The organism is Leifsonia poae (genome assembly GCF_027921845.1).
Lineage (GTDB): Bacteria > Actinomycetota > Actinomycetes > Actinomycetales > Microbacteriaceae > Leifsonia > Leifsonia poae.
This window is the reverse complement of record NZ_BSEN01000002.1, coordinates 53,903-68,589: the sequence shown is the minus strand read 5'-3', so window position 1 is coordinate 68,589 and position 14,687 is coordinate 53,903. Positions and strand designations below refer to the sequence as shown.

Annotated in this window: 12 protein-coding genes; 7 read left to right on the top strand and 5 right to left on the bottom strand. The window is 67.3% G+C overall.

The window, feature by feature from the left end; genetic code table 11:
- Nucleotides 1-85 precede the first annotated feature (85 nt).
- The 6 genes from PKE84_RS03520 (at nucleotide 86) to PKE84_RS03495 (ending at nucleotide 7,903) form a co-directional block, all read left to right on the top strand.
- On the top strand, nucleotides 86-1,765 hold the full coding sequence (locus PKE84_RS03520; RefSeq protein ID WP_271175826.1) for an ABC transporter substrate-binding protein: 1,680 nt from the start codon (nucleotides 86-88) through the stop codon (nucleotides 1,763-1,765).
- Nucleotides 1,766-1,850: 85 nt separating this feature from the next.
- Nucleotides 1,851-2,675 carry an ABC transporter ATP-binding protein gene (locus PKE84_RS03515; RefSeq protein WP_271175825.1) on the top strand — a complete coding sequence of 275 codons (825 nt, stop codon included), beginning with the start codon at nucleotides 1,851-1,853 and terminating at the stop codon, nucleotides 2,673-2,675.
- Nucleotides 2,672-3,484 carry an ABC transporter ATP-binding protein gene (locus PKE84_RS03510; RefSeq protein WP_271175824.1) on the top strand — a complete coding sequence of 271 codons (813 nt, stop codon included), beginning with the start codon at nucleotides 2,672-2,674 and terminating at the stop codon, nucleotides 3,482-3,484. The genes PKE84_RS03515 and PKE84_RS03510 overlap by 4 nt, the downstream gene beginning before the upstream one ends.
- Nucleotides 3,485-3,528: 44 nt before the next feature.
- Nucleotides 3,529-4,551: an ABC transporter permease gene (locus tag PKE84_RS03505; protein WP_271175865.1), complete on the top strand. Its 1,023-nt coding sequence runs from the start codon at nucleotides 3,529-3,531 to the stop codon at nucleotides 4,549-4,551.
- A 2-nt stretch (nucleotides 4,552-4,553) separates the two neighbouring features.
- Nucleotides 4,554-5,630 carry an ABC transporter permease gene (locus PKE84_RS03500; RefSeq protein WP_373877110.1) on the top strand — a complete coding sequence of 359 codons (1,077 nt, stop codon included), beginning with the start codon at nucleotides 4,554-4,556 and terminating at the stop codon, nucleotides 5,628-5,630.
- Nucleotides 5,627-7,903: an exo-beta-d-1,3/1,6-glucosidase gene (locus PKE84_RS03495; protein ID WP_444979818.1), complete on the top strand. Its 2,277-nt coding sequence runs from the start codon at nucleotides 5,627-5,629 to the stop codon at nucleotides 7,901-7,903. Before PKE84_RS03500 ends, PKE84_RS03495 begins: the two co-directional genes overlap by 4 nt.
- On the opposite strand, the gene PKE84_RS03490 is transcribed toward PKE84_RS03495, so the two are convergent.
- Complete coding sequence (locus tag PKE84_RS03490; RefSeq protein ID WP_373877109.1) at nucleotides 7,900-9,390, bottom strand: glycosyltransferase family 2 protein; 1,491 nt, start codon at nucleotides 9,388-9,390, stop codon at nucleotides 7,900-7,902. The two genes, PKE84_RS03495 and PKE84_RS03490, sit on opposite strands and share 4 nt — an antisense overlap.
- Before the next feature lie 110 nt (nucleotides 9,391-9,500).
- Here PKE84_RS03490 and PKE84_RS03485 point away from each other — a divergent pair, with 110 nt between their 5' ends.
- Nucleotides 9,501-10,439, top strand: coding sequence for a DMT family transporter (locus tag PKE84_RS03485; RefSeq protein WP_271175821.1), 939 nt, complete (start codon nucleotides 9,501-9,503; stop codon nucleotides 10,437-10,439).
- 15 nt (nucleotides 10,440-10,454) lie between these two features.
- Here PKE84_RS03485 and purL read toward each other — a convergent pair whose 3' ends face one another.
- The 4 genes from purL to PKE84_RS03465 form a co-directional block, all read right to left on the bottom strand.
- Nucleotides 10,455-12,782: a phosphoribosylformylglycinamidine synthase subunit PurL gene (purL, locus tag PKE84_RS03480; protein ID WP_507762989.1), complete on the bottom strand. Its 2,328-nt coding sequence runs from the start codon at nucleotides 12,780-12,782 to the stop codon at nucleotides 10,455-10,457.
- A 285-nt stretch (nucleotides 12,783-13,067) separates the two neighbouring features.
- Nucleotides 13,068-13,766, bottom strand: coding sequence for a phosphoribosylformylglycinamidine synthase subunit PurQ (gene purQ, locus PKE84_RS03475; RefSeq protein ID WP_271175819.1), 699 nt, complete (start codon nucleotides 13,764-13,766; stop codon nucleotides 13,068-13,070).
- A complete protein-coding gene (gene purS / locus PKE84_RS03470) occupies nucleotides 13,766-14,026 on the bottom strand; it encodes a phosphoribosylformylglycinamidine synthase subunit PurS (RefSeq protein ID WP_271175818.1) in 261 nt (86 codons plus the stop codon). The genes purQ and purS overlap by 1 nt, the downstream gene beginning before the upstream one ends.
- A gap of 161 nt (nucleotides 14,027-14,187) precedes the next feature.
- Nucleotides 14,188-14,664 carry a PIN domain-containing protein gene (locus PKE84_RS03465; RefSeq protein WP_271175817.1) on the bottom strand — a complete coding sequence of 159 codons (477 nt, stop codon included), beginning with the start codon at nucleotides 14,662-14,664 and terminating at the stop codon, nucleotides 14,188-14,190.
- Nucleotides 14,665-14,687 lie beyond the last annotated feature (23 nt).

The following is a 14,687-nucleotide window of genomic DNA, read 5'->3' as shown; positions in this document are numbered from 1 at the left end:
TGCTTTCTGACCAGTAAGCAAGTTATCGTCAGCCACATCCCGCACCACAGGGCACAACGAATGTGTCCGCCACGAAGGAGAAGCAATGAGGCTTAGGAAAACGTTAATCACGGTGTCCGCGATCGCCGCCATCAGCGCACTTGCGCTCACCGGCTGCTCATCGAACGGTTCATCCGGTACGACTGCTGCGAGCACCGGCTCGCTCACCGTCGCCAAGCCGGACGGCGCGGCCATCCTCGCGACGCAGATCAACAACCCGTTCATCACCACCGGCTCCGGCATGTCGCTCGGCTACGACCGGATGATCTACGAGCCCCTCGCGATCGTGAACCCGGTCGGCAAGAACGAGACCACCCCGTGGCTCGCCTCGAAGGTCACGTGGAACTCCGACTACACGCAGCTGACGGTCACCCCGCGCGCGAACGTCAAGTGGAACGACGGCAAGCCCTTCACCGCGGACGACATCGTGTTCACGTACAACCTGATCAAGAACACCCCGGCTCTCGACCTGGGCGGCCTCAAGCTGACCGAGGTCAAGAAGGACGGCGACAACGTCGTGCTGAACTTCAGCGAGTCGAAGTTCGTCAAGCAGGGTGACGTGCTGCAGGTCGCCATCGTTCCCGAGCACCAGTGGAAGGGCATCGCAGACCCGACCAAGGACGCCGTGAAGGACGCGATCGGCACCGGTCCGTACACGATCAAGACCTTCTCGTCGCAGGGCGTCGTGCTGAAGGCACGCAGCGACTACTGGGGCGGCAAGGCTCCCGTGGCCGAGCTGAAGTACCTCGAGTACAACGACAACACCGGCCTGCTCCGCGCTCTCCAGAGCGGCGAGACCGACTGGGCGCAGATCTTCATCACCGACTACCAGAAGAACTATGTGGACAAGGACCCGAAGCACAACGTCTTCTGGGGTGCCAACGTTTTGAGCCCGGACATGATCGTGGTCAACACGACGAAGGCTCCGTTCAACGACGTCGCGTTCCGCAAGGCCGTCAACATGGTCATCGACCGCAAGGCGCACGCCGAGAAGGCGCGCAGCAACGCCGGACCGGAACTGACCAACGTGACCGGCATCCCCCAGCCGACCGGTGACCAGTACATCGCTCCCGAGTACAAGGACCAGACCTTCAAGATCGACGTCGACGGCGCCAAGAAGGTTCTGACCGACGCGGGCTACACCTGGAAGAGCGGCGCTCTCATCGACCCGTCCGGCAAGCCGGTCTCCTTCACCCTGCAGGACCCGCAGGGCTGGAACGACTACGTCACCGGCATCCAGCTGGTCGCGACGCAGATCAAGACCACGCTCGGCGCCGACGCGAAGGTCGCAACGCCCGACGCCGACACCTGGTTCGCCAACGTCGCCTCCGGCAACTTCGATGCCGTTCTGCACTGGACCGGCTCCGGCTCGAACCCGTGGCACATCTACGACGACGTCATGAACAGCAGCTACATCGATCAGGCTGCCGGCGGCAAGGTCTCGGACAACTTCGGACGCTACAAGAACCCCGAGGCGACCGCCCTGCTCAAGGAGTACGCACAGGCCTCCGACGACGACTCCCGCACCGCTGCGCTGAACAAGCTGCAGAAGATCTTCGTGGAGGACGTCCCGGCGATCCCGATCGGTACCCACCCGCAGCTGGCCGAGTACGACACCCGCAAGTTCACGGGATGGCCCAGCGAGAGCAACCAGTACGCGACGGCTGACCCGACGCAGCCCTCGGCGGTTCAGGTCATCATGAACCTGAAGCCGGCTGGTAAGTAAGTAACCTGCGCGTCCGGGGTGGGCGAGGGCTCTCGGCCCTCGTCCGCCCCGGACGGTCCGCGGACCGCGTGAAAGCGACTTCCCCATGACAGACTCCCTTCTTTCCGTGCGCGACTTCTCGGTCGTGTACGACGTGGATCCGCCCGTCGAGGCGGTCAAGAACGTCACCATCGACATCAAGCGCGGCGAAATCGTCGGTCTCGCCGGCGAGAGCGGATGCGGCAAGACCACACTCGCCTACGGAGTGCAGCGCCTCCTCAAGCCGCCGGCCGTCATCAGCAGCGGCAACGTCGTCTTCCACGACGAAGGCGGCGACGACATCGACATCAACGCCCTCGACGCGGAGGAGATGCGCCGCTTCCGCTGGGACAAGGTCTCCATGGTCTTCCAGGGGGCGATGAACGCTCTCAACCCGGTGGCCACCATCGGCTCGCAGCTCGAAGACGTGTTCCTGGTGCATCGCCCGGAGATGAGCCGTGCGCAGCGTCGCGCCGAGGTGAACGACCTCCTGGAGATCGTGAAGGTGGGCGCCCAGCGCCGGCGTTCCTTCCCCCACGAGCTCTCGGGCGGCATGCGCCAGCGGGTCATGATCGCCATGGCCCTCGCGCTCCGTCCGCAACTGATGGTCATGGACGAGCCGACGACCGCCCTCGATGTGCTCGTGCAGCGCGAGATCCTGAAGCAGATCTCCCAGCTCCGCCACGACTTCGGCTTCTCCGTCGTCTTCATCACCCACGACCTCCCCCTGCTGCTGGAGATCAGCGACCGCATCGCGATCATGCGCGAAGGCGAGATCGTCGAGCTGGCCGACGCGGATCAGATCTGGACGAACCCGCAGCACGAGTACACGCGCAAGCTGCTCCGGTCGTTTCCACGCCTCACCGGCGAGAGAGGGGTGGTCGTGCGATGACCACGCTCGAATTCAAGAACGTCACCAAGATCTACAACGTGCGCGGTGCGGGGCAGCTCAAGGCCCTGGACGACGTCAGCTTCACCCTCGGCCCGCGACAGACCATCGGATTGGTCGGCCAGTCGGGCAGCGGCAAGTCGACCATCGCGAAGATCCTCACGCAGCTCGAGACCCCCACCAGCGGTGAGGTGCTGCTCGACGGCACCCCGATCCCCCGGTCCGGGAAGCGGCTGAGGAAGTATCGCCAGCAGCTCCGGATGGTCTTCCAGGACCCGTTCGCGTCGCTGAACCCCTCGCACTCGATCCGCCACCACATCGAGCGCCCCTTGCGTCTGGATGATGTCGTTCCGCGCAAGGAGGTCGATGACGAGGTGCGGCGTCTGCTGCACCGGGTGCAGCTGGACGCGGATGCCGTGATCGACCGGCGTCCGCACGAGCTCTCCGGCGGTCAGCGTCAGCGCGTGGCCATCGCGCGTGCGCTGGCATCGCGCCCCGCGCTGCTGGTCGCCGACGAGCCCGTGTCGATGCTCGACGTGTCGATCCGTCTCGGAGTGCTGAACCTGCTCGCCGAGTTGCAGAGCCAAGAAGGGCTCGGCGTGCTCTACATCACCCACGACCTGGCGACCGCGCGGCATTTCAGCGACGAGATCATCGTGCTCAATCAGGGCAGGATCGTCGAGCACGGACCCGCGGACGATGTCATCCTCCGGCCGCAGGACCCGTACACCCGCGAGCTCCGCGCTGCGTCCCCCGATCCCGAGAAGCACTTCGGTGCGATGGCCCCGCTGACCTCAGGAGGTGCACTGTGAGCGCCGAAGCTCCCACGACCATCGACCCGACCCTCGTCGGGACGATGGCCACGAAGACCGAGCGCCGTGGCAAGCGTGTCCCCTGGCGATTCATCGGCGGACGAGTGGGCTTCTATGCGTTCACCCTGTGGGCGGCGATCACGATCAACTTCTTCCTGCCGCGCATGATGAAGGGCGATGCAGTCTCGTCGTACATGGCACGAAGCCAGGGCCAGCTGACCCCGGATGCGGAGAAGGCGCTCCGGCTGATGTTCGGCCTGGACACGTCGGTGCCCCTCTGGCAGCAGTACCTCGACTACTGGAACATGCTCTTCCACGGCAATCTCGGTGTCTCGATCTCCACCGGCATGGCGCCGGTGGGCGATGCGATCGCCTCGGCCCTGCCGTGGACCCTCGGGCTCGTCGGCTTCGCGACGGTGATCTCCTTCCTGATCGGCACCAGCCTGGGCGCGGTGATCGGATGGAAGCGCGGCGGCCGGCTGGACGTGTTCGTCCCCGTGACGACGTTCCTCGGCACCGTCCCGTACTTCTGGGTCGGGCTCATCCTGATCGCGGTCTTCTCGACGACGCTCGGCTGGTTCCCCGCCGGGCACGCCTACGAGCTGGGCGTGGAACCGGGATGGAACGCGGACTTCATCTCCCAGGTGATCTCGCATGCCGCGCTCCCGATGATCACCATCGTGATCGTCTCGGTCGGCGGCTGGGTGCTCGGCATGCGCAACATGATGCTCACCGTGCTCGACGAGGACTACATCACCGTCGCGCAGGCCAAGGGCATGCCGGATCGCCGCGTGCTCTGGCGTTACGCCGCCCGCAACGCGGTGCTCCCGCAGATCCAGAGCTTCGCCCTCGCCATCGGCTTCATCGTCAGCGGCACGATCGTGATGGAGATGGTCTTCTCCTACCCCGGCATCGGCCTGCTGCTGCTCAACGCCACCAGCGCGAAGGACTACGCGCTGATGCAGGGAATCTTCCTCGTCCTGGTCCTGGCTGTGCTGGTGGCGAACATCCTCGCGGACATCGCCTACGCCATCCTCGACCCCCGCACCCGTCAGACGGAGGCTTGACCATGACAACCCCCGCCCAGGAGACGACGCTCGCGCAGCCCGCAGGCGTCGGCGCCCCCGAGACCCTGGCCTTCGCCGTCGCAGGCCGCCAACGGCCCACGAAGAACACCTTCTGGTCGCAGCTGCGAGCCTCGCTCGCGATGTTCAGCAACCCCAAGTCCGCAGCCGGGCTGATCATCATGGGCGTGTTCGTGCTCGTCGCGATCTTCGCGCCCTGGATCGCTCCGTACGACCCGAACGCGCAGAATCTCGACGAGACGCTTCAGCCGCCGTCGTGGGAGCATCTCCTGGGCACGACCCATATCGGCCAGGACGTCTTCAGCCAGCTCGTCTACGGAACGCGCGGCGTGCTCGTCGTCGGGTTCCTCGCGACGATCATGGCCACGGTGGTCGCGATCATCATCGGTGTGACCGCCGGCTACCTGCGTGGCTGGAAGAGCGAATCGCTGTCGGCCTTCTCGAACGTGTTCCTCGTCATCCCCGGACTGCCGCTGATGATCATCGTCGCCTCGCAGTTCGAGGACCCGCCCCTGTGGCTCATTGCCGCCGTGCTCGGTCTGACCGGATGGGCGTGGGGAGCGCGCGTGCTGCGGGCGCAGACCATGTCGCTGCGCAACCGCGACTTCATCCAGGCCGCGCGCGCCAACGGTGAACCGTTGCACCGCATCATCCTGGTCGAGATGCTCCCGAACCTCCTGGCGATCATCGCGTCGAGTTTCGTCGGCACCATGACGGCCGCGGTCCTGGGTCTGACGACCCTCGCGTTCATCGGCGTCATCCCGGTGTCGAACCTGAACTGGGGGACCATCCTGTTCTGGGCGCAGCAGAACAACGCGTTCCCGGATTACTGGTGGTGGTACGTTCCCGCCGGCCTGTGCATCGCCCTGCTCGGTGTGGCGCTGTCGCTGATCAACTTCGGCATCGACGAATACGTCAACCCCCGACTGCGCTCGGCCGGAGAGCGGGCCCGTGCGATGAAGCGCAAGGGCATCAACCTCAACGCCGCCGTCACCCAGGTGCGCACCGATACCCCCACGGCCGCTCCGGTCGGAAGAACAGTGGAGAGCACGACCGAATGACCTCGACCCTGCCATCAGCCTCCCCGGTTCTGGCATCTGGAACCCCTCCGTACCAGGACCCGGCGCTGACGACAGCCGAACGTGTCGCCGATCTCCTCGCACGCATGAGCGTGGAGGAGAAGGTCGGGCAGATGCTGCAGCTCGACGCGCGCGACGACCTGCGCGACCACGTTCTGCGTCGGCACGTCGGCTCCATCCTGCACACCTCCCCGGAGCGGATCCTGGAGGCGAATCGGCTCACGGCCGAGACCCGCCTGCGGATCCCCCTCCTCGTCGGCGAGGACTGCATCCACGGGCACTCGTTCTGGCCGGGAGCCACGATCTACCCCACCCAGCTCGGAATGGCCGCGTCATGGGATGCGGAGCTGATCGCGCGGGTCGCGCGCGCGACCGCAGAAGAGGTCGCCGTGACCGGTGTGCACTGGACCTTCTCACCCGTGCTGTGCATCGCCAGGGACCTCCGCTGGGGACGCGTCAGCGAGACCTTCGGCGAGGACCCCTTCCTCATCGGCGAGCTCGCGAGCGCCATGGTGCGTGGCTACCAGGGGAACGGGCTCGACGATCCGACGGCGATCCTCGCAACGGCCAAGCACTTCGCCGGGTACTCGGAGACGCAGGGCGGCCGCGACGCGAGCGAGGCCGACATCTCACGGCGCAAGCTGCGGAGCTGGTTCCTGCCGCCGTTCGAGCGGGTGGCGCGTGAAGGATGCCGTACCTTCATGCTCGGCTATCAGAGCACCGACGGCGTGCCGATCACGATCAACGACTGGCTGCTCAGCGAGGTGCTGCGCGGGGAGTGGGGATACACCGGGACGCTGATCACCGACTGGGACAACGTGGGCCGCATGGTCTGGGAGCAGAAGATCCAGCCCGACTACGCGCACGCTGCCGCTGCCGCGGTGAAGGCCGGCAACGACATGGTCATGACCACGCCGATGTTCTACGAGGGCGCGCTCGAGGCCGTCGCACAGGGGATGCTCGCCGAGGACGCCTTCGACGCCGCCGTCGCCCGGATTCTGACGCTGAAGTTCGACCTCGGACTGTTCGAGAATCCCCGCCTCCCCTCGGCCGACCTCGACGCCGTGGTCGGCAACGCGGCGCACGCCGAGCTGAACCTCGAGATCGCGCGGCGTTCGATCGTGCTGCTGGAGAACGACGGGACGCTGCCGCTCCCATCCGCGCCCCTCCGTGTCGCGCTCGTCGGCCCGCTCGCCGACGACGCGCAGACCCAGCTCGGCGACTGGGCGGGCGGATCCGGCCAGGCCGGATGGCTCGACGGCCAGCCGCGCGAGATGATCACCACCGTGCTCGACGGTCTGCAGGCGATCGACGGCTGGAGCGTCCTGCACGCCAGGGGCGCCGACATCCTGACGCTTGAAGACGACCCGCACGGCAAGACGTTCCCCGACGGGCAACCGCGACCCGCCGTCGTGGTGCCGTGCGACCCGGACCCCGTGCTGATCGACGAGGCCGTCGCGGCTGCCGAGGCGTCCGACGTGGTGGTCGCCGTGGTCGGCGACCGGATCGAGCTCGTCGGCGAGGGCCGCTCCACCGCGACACTCGAACTGATCGGCGGCCAGATCGCGCTGCTCGACGCGATGATCGCGACCGGCAAACCCGTCGTCGTGGTGCTCCTCGCCTCGAAGCCGCTCGTGCTGCCGCCGTCGGTCGCGAACGCCGCCGCCGTGATCTGGGCAGCGAACCCGGGAATGCTGGGCGGTCAGGCGATTGCTGAGATCGTCGCCGGTCGCACCGAGCCCTCCGGCCGCCTGCCGATCTCCTTCGCCCGGCACGTCGGCCAGCAGCCGACGTACTACAACCAGATCCGCGGACAGCACGGCGACCGGTACGCCGACCTCACCCAGGCTCCTGCGTGGGGGTTCGGCGAGGGACTGTCGTACACGAGCGTGGAGTACGCCGATTTGACCCTCGCGCACACCGAACTGGGCGCTCACGAGCACCTCGTGGCCGAGGTCACGGTGAGCAACACCGGCGCACGCCCCGCGCGCGAGACCGTCCAGGTCTATGTGCGGGACACGGTGACGAGCGTCAGCTGGACGGACAAGGAGCTGAAGGCCTACCGTCAGGTCGATCTGCAACCGGGTGAGACGGCTCGGGCTCGCTTCGAGCTCCCCGTGCAGGACTTCTCGATCGTGGACGCCGCGGGAACCCGCCGGGTGGAGCCCGGTGCCTTCGAACTGCTCGTCGGTCCCTCCTCGCGTGACGCGGTGTTGCTGACGGCCGGGTTCGAGGTCGTCGCGAACGCGGCCTAGGTCTGGTTGGTGGCGACGCGACCGATCTTCTCGGTCTTGTCCCACCGCGCCTCGGCACCGCGGAGCTCCTTGACGTAGGAGTCGAACGTGATCGCGCACAGCAGTGACCCGTAGCCGGCCAGGTAGACGAGGGTGGGCGCCAGCCAGCGGCCCGCCCTCGTCACCTCGACCTTGCGGGCGAGCCACGCGAACACCATCGAGATCGGCACCCAGATGTAGATGCACAGGGTGAGCACGAAGAGCGCCGTCTCGTTCAGGGTCACACCGAACAGCCCGGGCAGCCACACCAGCATGAGCGGCGGGAACAGCGCTGTGAGCATCACGAGCATGTTGATGATCCCCGGGAACAGCAGGATATGACCGATCGCCCGTCTGCTGGTGCGGGTGTCGGTGAGCGAGCCGAGGATCAGCACGAAGATGTACGCCAGCGCCGCCGAGATCCACAGGATGCGGAAGACGGTCGTCGCGAACTCGCTCTGCAGGAACAGCAGGCCGATCAGACCGATGGATGACACGACCATGATGACCGGCAGCAGCCAGAGGCTGAACCACTCGAGCCCGAACATGACGCCGCCGAGGTGGTGCGTGCGCGACGGCCGGAACCACACGTTGCGGTAGCGCGAGGTCACGGTGGCGTTGCCGCGTGCCCAGCGCAGCCGCTGCTTCCAGAGTCCGTCGATCGCTCGCGGCTCTTCTGCCAGCACCTCGGCGTGCGGCTCGAACACCACACGCCGGCCGCGCAGCTGTGTCTCGAACGTCGTGATCGTGTCCTCCGCCAGCGACGACGTGTCGATCTGACCGCCGATCGCGACGAGGTTCTCGCGGGTGTGCAGCTGGGCTCCGCCGGCGAGGCACGCCTGAGCGCCCAGCACGTTCTGGGCGCGACGCGACGCGGGCTGCGACAGCACGTACTCGACGCCGATGAACTTCGTCAGGTAGTTGCGGTCCTGGCTGCCCTCGCGGATGTACGCGGAGACGGCGCCGACCTCGGGGTCCGCCAGGTGGCGCGTCATCCGGCGCAGGGAGGTGGGCAGGTAGATGACGTCGGCGTCCATGATCAGGAGCGCCTCCATCCACTCGTCTTTGAGGATCTCGCGGATGCCGTGGTTGAGCGTGTGCGCCTTGCCCTCTCCGCCCTTCTCGCGGCGCAGCAGGAAGACGTTGCCCGGATACCGTTCCGCCTTCTCGCGGACGACGTCGGGCGTGGAATCGGTGCTGGCGTCGTCGACCACGAAGATGCGGAGCGCCCCGAGCGGATAGTCGAGCTTCATCAGGCGGTCGATGGACGCGCCGATCACGGCGCCCTCGTTCCAGGCGGGAACGACGATCGCCACCCGGGGCAGGTAGGGCTTGGCCTTGCCGTAGTGGTTGATGAAGGCGTGGAACGGGATCACGGCGAACACGATGAAGTTCGCGATCACCGGCACGAGCCCGGTGAGTGCCAGCACCAGGCAGATGACGACCAGCGCCCAGATCCCTACCGACAACAGAACCATCCCCGAAACCCCTCGCCGTCTTCAGCCACGATACCGCCTGCGCGGAACACGGCGTCCGAAACCCGCGTGCGGATGTCCGCGGCTGGCACTACCGTCGATACGTGAAGGTCGCACTGCAGTTCATCGCCATGGGTCTCATCTGGGGAGCCAGCTTCCTGTTCATGAAGGTGGGCCTCGAAGGGGTCGGCCCCGGGCAGGTGGTGTGGGCCCGTCTGGTGTTCGGTGCGATCACCCTCGGCATCATCGCCCTGATCACGCGCAGCAGGCTCCCGCGCGAGCCGATCGTCTGGCTGCACTTCACGGTGGTCGCGGTCACCTACTACGTCATCCCGTACCTGCTCTTCGCGTGGGCGGAGCAGTACGTCTCGTCGAGCCTCGCGAGCATCTACAACGCGGTCACGCCGATCACCACAGCCATCCTGGTCACGCTCGCGTTCCGGGTCGAGAAGCTCAACCGCGACCAGGTGCTCGGCGTGCTCATCGGCGTCGTCGGTGTCGTGGTGGTCGTCGGTCCCTGGCAGGTCGCGGCACTCACCGGCAGCCTGTGGGGCCAGCTCGCCTGCCTCGGCGCGGTCACCTGCTACGGCTTCAGCTTCGGGTACATCCGCCGGTTCATCAGCCACCGTCAGATCTCGGCGACGTCGACCGCCGTGATGAACATCGGCATCGCCGCCGTCATCATGCTGGTGCTCACGCCCGTCATCGCCGTGGGCCCGATAACGTTCAGCTGGCCGGTGCTGCTCAGCCTGCTGGCGCTGGGGGCTCTCGGCACGGGCGTGGTCTACATCTGGAACATGAACGTGCTGCGCGCCTGGGGGCCGACCGCGACCTCAGGGGTGACGTACGTGACGCCCGTGGTCGGCGTGGCGCTCGGCATCCTCGTGCTGCACGAGACGCTCAGCTGGAACGAGCCCGTCGGCGCCGTCGTCGTGCTGCTGGGCATCCTGCTCACGCAGCAGCGGGTGCGGCTGCTGACGCGACGCGCGGCGGCGGCGCCGGTGCCGGCGAGTGCGGTGGATGCCGCCTCTCGCGAGCGATAGGGAGCGGAACCGCCGCTACGCGACGACCGGCCCGAAGTGCTCGGGGAGCGTCGAACGGTGCGTCCCGCGCAGCTCCTCGAGGCCGACCGTGAAGAAGTCCTGCACCTCGAGCACCGGCTGGGTGCCCACCTCGGCGTCGGTGACGCCGATGCGCAGCACGGGGAAGTCGCGTCCCTCGCACAGCCCGCGGAACTTGACGTCGTCTTCGCGCGGCACAGACACGAGCACGCGCCCGGTCGACTCGCTGAACAGGGCGGTCGCCGCGTCCACTCCGTCGCGGTCCATGATCTCGGTGAGCCAGACGCGCGCGCCGACGCCGAAGCGCATCACGCTCTCGGCCAGGGCCTGCGCGAGGCCGCCGTCGGAGAGGTCGTGGGCCGAGCCGACGAGGCTCTCCAGCGAGGCGGCGCGCAGCAGCTCGCCGAGTGCCCGCTCGCGGTCGAGGTCGACCGCCGGGGGACGCCCGCCGAGGTGGCCGTGGACCGTTCCGGCCCAGGCCGAGCCGTCGAGCTCCTCGCGTGTGATGCCGAGCAGGTAGATGTTGTCGCCCTCGTCCTGCCACCCGCTCGGGATGCGCCGCGCGACATCGTCGATGACGCCCAGCACACCGACGACGGGGGTCGGGAAGATCGGAGTCGAACCGGTCTGGTTGTAGAACGAGACGTTGCCGCCCGTGACCGGGATCTCGAGCTCGAGGCAGGCATCCGAGAGTCCCTCGACCGCCTGCGAGAACTGCCACATGACCTCGGGGTTCTCCGGGCTGCCGAAGTTGAGGCAGTCGGTGACCGCGGCCGGCACGGCGCCAGACGCGGCGACGTTGCGGTACGCCTCGGCCAGGGCGAGCTTGGCGCCCTGCTTGGGGTCGAGCTGGCAGTAGCGGCCGTTGGCGTCGGTGGCGATGGCGAAGCCGAGGCCACTCTCCTCGTCGACGCGGATCATGCCGGCGTCATCCGGGAACGCGAGGGCCGTGTTGCCGCCGACGAAGTAGTCGTACTGGTCGGTGATCCAGCCCTTGTCGGCCAGGTTGGCGCTGCCGAGCAGTGCGAGGAACTGCTCGCGCAGCTCGTCGCCCGAGGTGGGGCGAGCCAGGCGGGAGGCGCTGTCGGCCTGCAGCGCGTCGATCCAGGCCGGGTAGGCCACGGGGCGCTCGTAGACGGGGCCGTCGACCGCGACCGTGCGCGGCTCGACGTTGACGATCTCTTCACCGTGCCAGTTGATGACGAGGCGTCCGGTGTCGGTGACCTCGCCGAGAACGCTGGTCTCGACATCCCACTTGGCGGTCACCGCGAGGAAGGCGTCGAGAAGCTCGGGCTTCACGACCGCCATCATGCGCTCCTGGCTCTCCGACATGAGGATCTCCTCGGCCGTGAGAGTGGGATCGCGCAGCAGCACCTTCTCGAGCTCGATGAACATGCCGCCGTCGCCGTTGGAGGCGAGCTCGGATGTCGCGCAGGAGATGCCGGCGGCGCCGAGGTCCTGGATGCCCTCGACCAGCTTGTCGCGGAACAGCTCGAGGCAGCACTCGATGAGCACCTTCTCGGCGAACGGGTCGCCGACCTGCACGGCAGGACGCTTCGTGGGCCCGCCGGCCGAGAACGTGTCGGACGCCAGGATGCTCGCGCCGCCGATGCCGTCGCCGCCGGTGCGCGCACCGAACAGCACGACCTTGTTGCCGAGGCCGGAGGCGTTCGCGAGGTGCAGGTCTTCGTGGCGGAGGACGCCGACCGAGAGGGCGTTGACCAGCGGGTTGCCCTGGTAGATCGGGTCGAAGTAGGTCTCGCCGCCGATGTTCGGCAGGCCGAGGCAGTTGCCGTAGAACGAGATGCCGGACACGACGCCGTGCACGACGCGGGCGGTGTCGGGGTTGTCGATGGCGCCGAAGCGCAGCTGGTCCATCACGGCGACGGGGCGGGCGCCCATCGAGATGATGTCGCGCACGATGCCGCCGACGCCGGTCGCAGCACCCTGGAACGGCTCGATGTAGGAGGGGTGGTTGTGCGACTCGACCTTGAAGGTCACCGCCCAGCCCTCGCCGACGTCCACGACGCCGGCGTTCTCGCCCATGCCGACCATGAGGTTCTTCTTCATGGCTGGGGTGACCTTCTGGCCGAACTGGCGCAGGTACATCTTCGACGACTTGTAGGAGCAGTGCTCCGACCACATCACCGAGTACATCGCCAGCTCGCCGCTGGTCGGGCGGCGGCCCAGGATCTCGCGGATGCTCGCGTACTCGTCGTCTTTGAGACCGAGCGCCGCGTACGGCTGCTCCCGCTCGGGCGTGGCCGCTGCGTTGGCGACGGTGTCGACGACGTGCGCGGGCGAGGTGGTGGGGGCTTCGGTCACGCTGGCACTCTCCAAGGGTTTTCGGATGCCGGGGGAGGTCTTCATTCTACCGGCGAAGCTGGCGCACCTTCTCCGGGTGGGAGGCACTGCTTGTTCGTCTGGGACGGCGCTGGTTGCTCGTCTGGGCGGCGCTGCTTGTTCATCCGGGTCGACCCTGGTCGTTCATCCGGAACCTGCTTTCGACACGCCGCGCGAGGGCGCATGGTTCCGAAGGATGGCGCCCGTGGGGCCGGGTGTTCCGGAGTTCTGAACCGACGGTCGCTGGACGAACGCGGCCACCGACTGCTACGCCGCGAGAACCGTCGCCTGCAGCACCGAGCTGAAGAACGTGAGGCCGTCGGTGCCCGAGCGCATCGCGGCGGCGGTGTCGGGGCCGAAGCCCGGTTCGACCGCGTGCTCGGGGTGCGGCATGAGGCCCACCACGTTGCCGCGATCGTTGCGCACACCGGCGATGTCGTTGAGCGAGCCGTTCGGGTTGACGCCCTCGTAGCGGAACGCCACCAGGCCCTCGCCCTCGAGGCGTGCGAGCTCGTCGGCGGAGGCGATGAAGCCGCCCTCGCCGTTCTTGAGCGGGATCACGATCTCCTGGCCCTGCTCGAAGCCGCTGGTCCAGGGGGTGTCGGTGTTCTCGACGCGCAGCGCCTGGTCGCGGCGGATGAAGTTGCCGTGGTCGTTGCGGATCAGACCGCCCGAGACGAGGTGGGCCTCGGCGAGCATCTGGAATCCGTTGCAGATGCCGAGCACGGGCATGCCCTTGCCGGCCGCGTCGATGACCTCGGTCATGATCGGGGAGAGGCTGGCGATGGCCCCGGCGCGCAGGTAGTCGCCATAGCTGAAGCCCCCGGGGAGGACGAGGGCGTCGACACCCTGGAGGTCGTGCTCGCCGTGCCAGAGGGCGACGGCTTCTGCGCCCGCGAGGCGGATGGCGCGGAGGGCGTCGCGGTCGTCGAGCGAGCCGGGGAAGGTGACGACGCCGACGCGCATCAGGCCTGCACCTCGGCGGGATAGTGGATGCCGACGACGTCTTCGATCACGGAGTTCGAGAGGATGTCGGCGGCGATCTGCTCGACGGTCGCGCGAACGGCGTCGTCGATCGGCCCGTCGACGGTCAGCTCGAAGCGCTTGCCGAGACGGACTCCGCTGAACTGGGTGTGACCGGTGCGGGCGAGGGCGCCGGCGACGGCCTTCCCCTGGGGATCGAGCAGCTCGGCCTTCGGCATGACTTCGACAACGATCGTTGGCAACGTTCACTCACCTTCACAGGGGTCGGGGATGCACTGATTCTACCGGAGAGCTGGAGGCGCGCCGTCGGGGTGCTGTGCGTTGACAGTCACCAAGCGAAATGCGAAAATCGACATACACCGCTTGGTGCATCGTCGCCAGGTCTAGGGCCTCTCCGGAGGCCCTATTTTCGTTTCCGGACGAGCGCTCTATCGAGGTCCGGGAGCCACTCCGCCGGTCGGAACAAGGGTATGCGGCCAGCCGATACCGGATTCGGCAAGTGGCTCTGGGCGAGATTGACATCGGAGCCCTTCTCCTCCGGGCGCCACACGTCAACCATCTCCGGTTCGTCGTCGCCTCGATGTCGGCGTCGGTAACGCGTGGCTCGAACCTCGAAGTGGCCGCGATGAATCTCGAGTCGATCGAGCGTGGCAAGTGCTCGCAGGTATGTTTGCTGGCGAGTGACCACCCCGGGATCATGGGGGCTGGCCTTTCCCTTCAGATTCGCAGTGAAGTATCGAACACGACAGACGTCGAAAGACGGAAACAGATTGTCGAACAGGGCGACGAGATCCAGCCAACGGTGGTCGCTGCCCCTGAGGAGACCGTTGTACAGATTGAAGCCGTCGACGTAGACGTTCATTGTCGGCCGGGCGCTCATGGCGTCAGCGTATTGGTGAGCGC

Excerpts from the sequence above, each read along its gene's own strand:
- purQ (WP_271175819.1), bottom strand. The coding sequence starts at position 13,766 with ATGCGCGTCGGCGTCGTCACCTTCCCCGGCTCGCTCGACGACCGCGAC.
- PKE84_RS03520 (WP_271175826.1), top strand. The coding sequence starts at position 86 with ATGAGGCTTAGGAAAACGTTAATCACGGTGTCCGCGATCGCCGCCATC.
- PKE84_RS03505 (WP_271175865.1), top strand. The coding sequence starts at position 3,529 with ATGGCCACGAAGACCGAGCGCCGTGGCAAGCGTGTCCCCTGGCGATTC.
- PKE84_RS03465 (WP_271175817.1), bottom strand. The coding sequence starts at position 14,664 with ATGAGCGCCCGGCCGACAATGAACGTCTACGTCGACGGCTTCAATCTG.
- PKE84_RS03495 (WP_444979818.1), top strand. The coding sequence starts at position 5,627 with ATGACCTCGACCCTGCCATCAGCCTCCCCGGTTCTGGCATCTGGAACC.
- PKE84_RS03510 (WP_271175824.1), top strand. The coding sequence starts at position 2,672 with ATGACCACGCTCGAATTCAAGAACGTCACCAAGATCTACAACGTGCGC.
- PKE84_RS03500 (WP_373877110.1), top strand. The coding sequence starts at position 4,554 with ATGACAACCCCCGCCCAGGAGACGACGCTCGCGCAGCCCGCAGGCGTC.
- PKE84_RS03515 (WP_271175825.1), top strand. The coding sequence starts at position 1,851 with ATGACAGACTCCCTTCTTTCCGTGCGCGACTTCTCGGTCGTGTACGAC.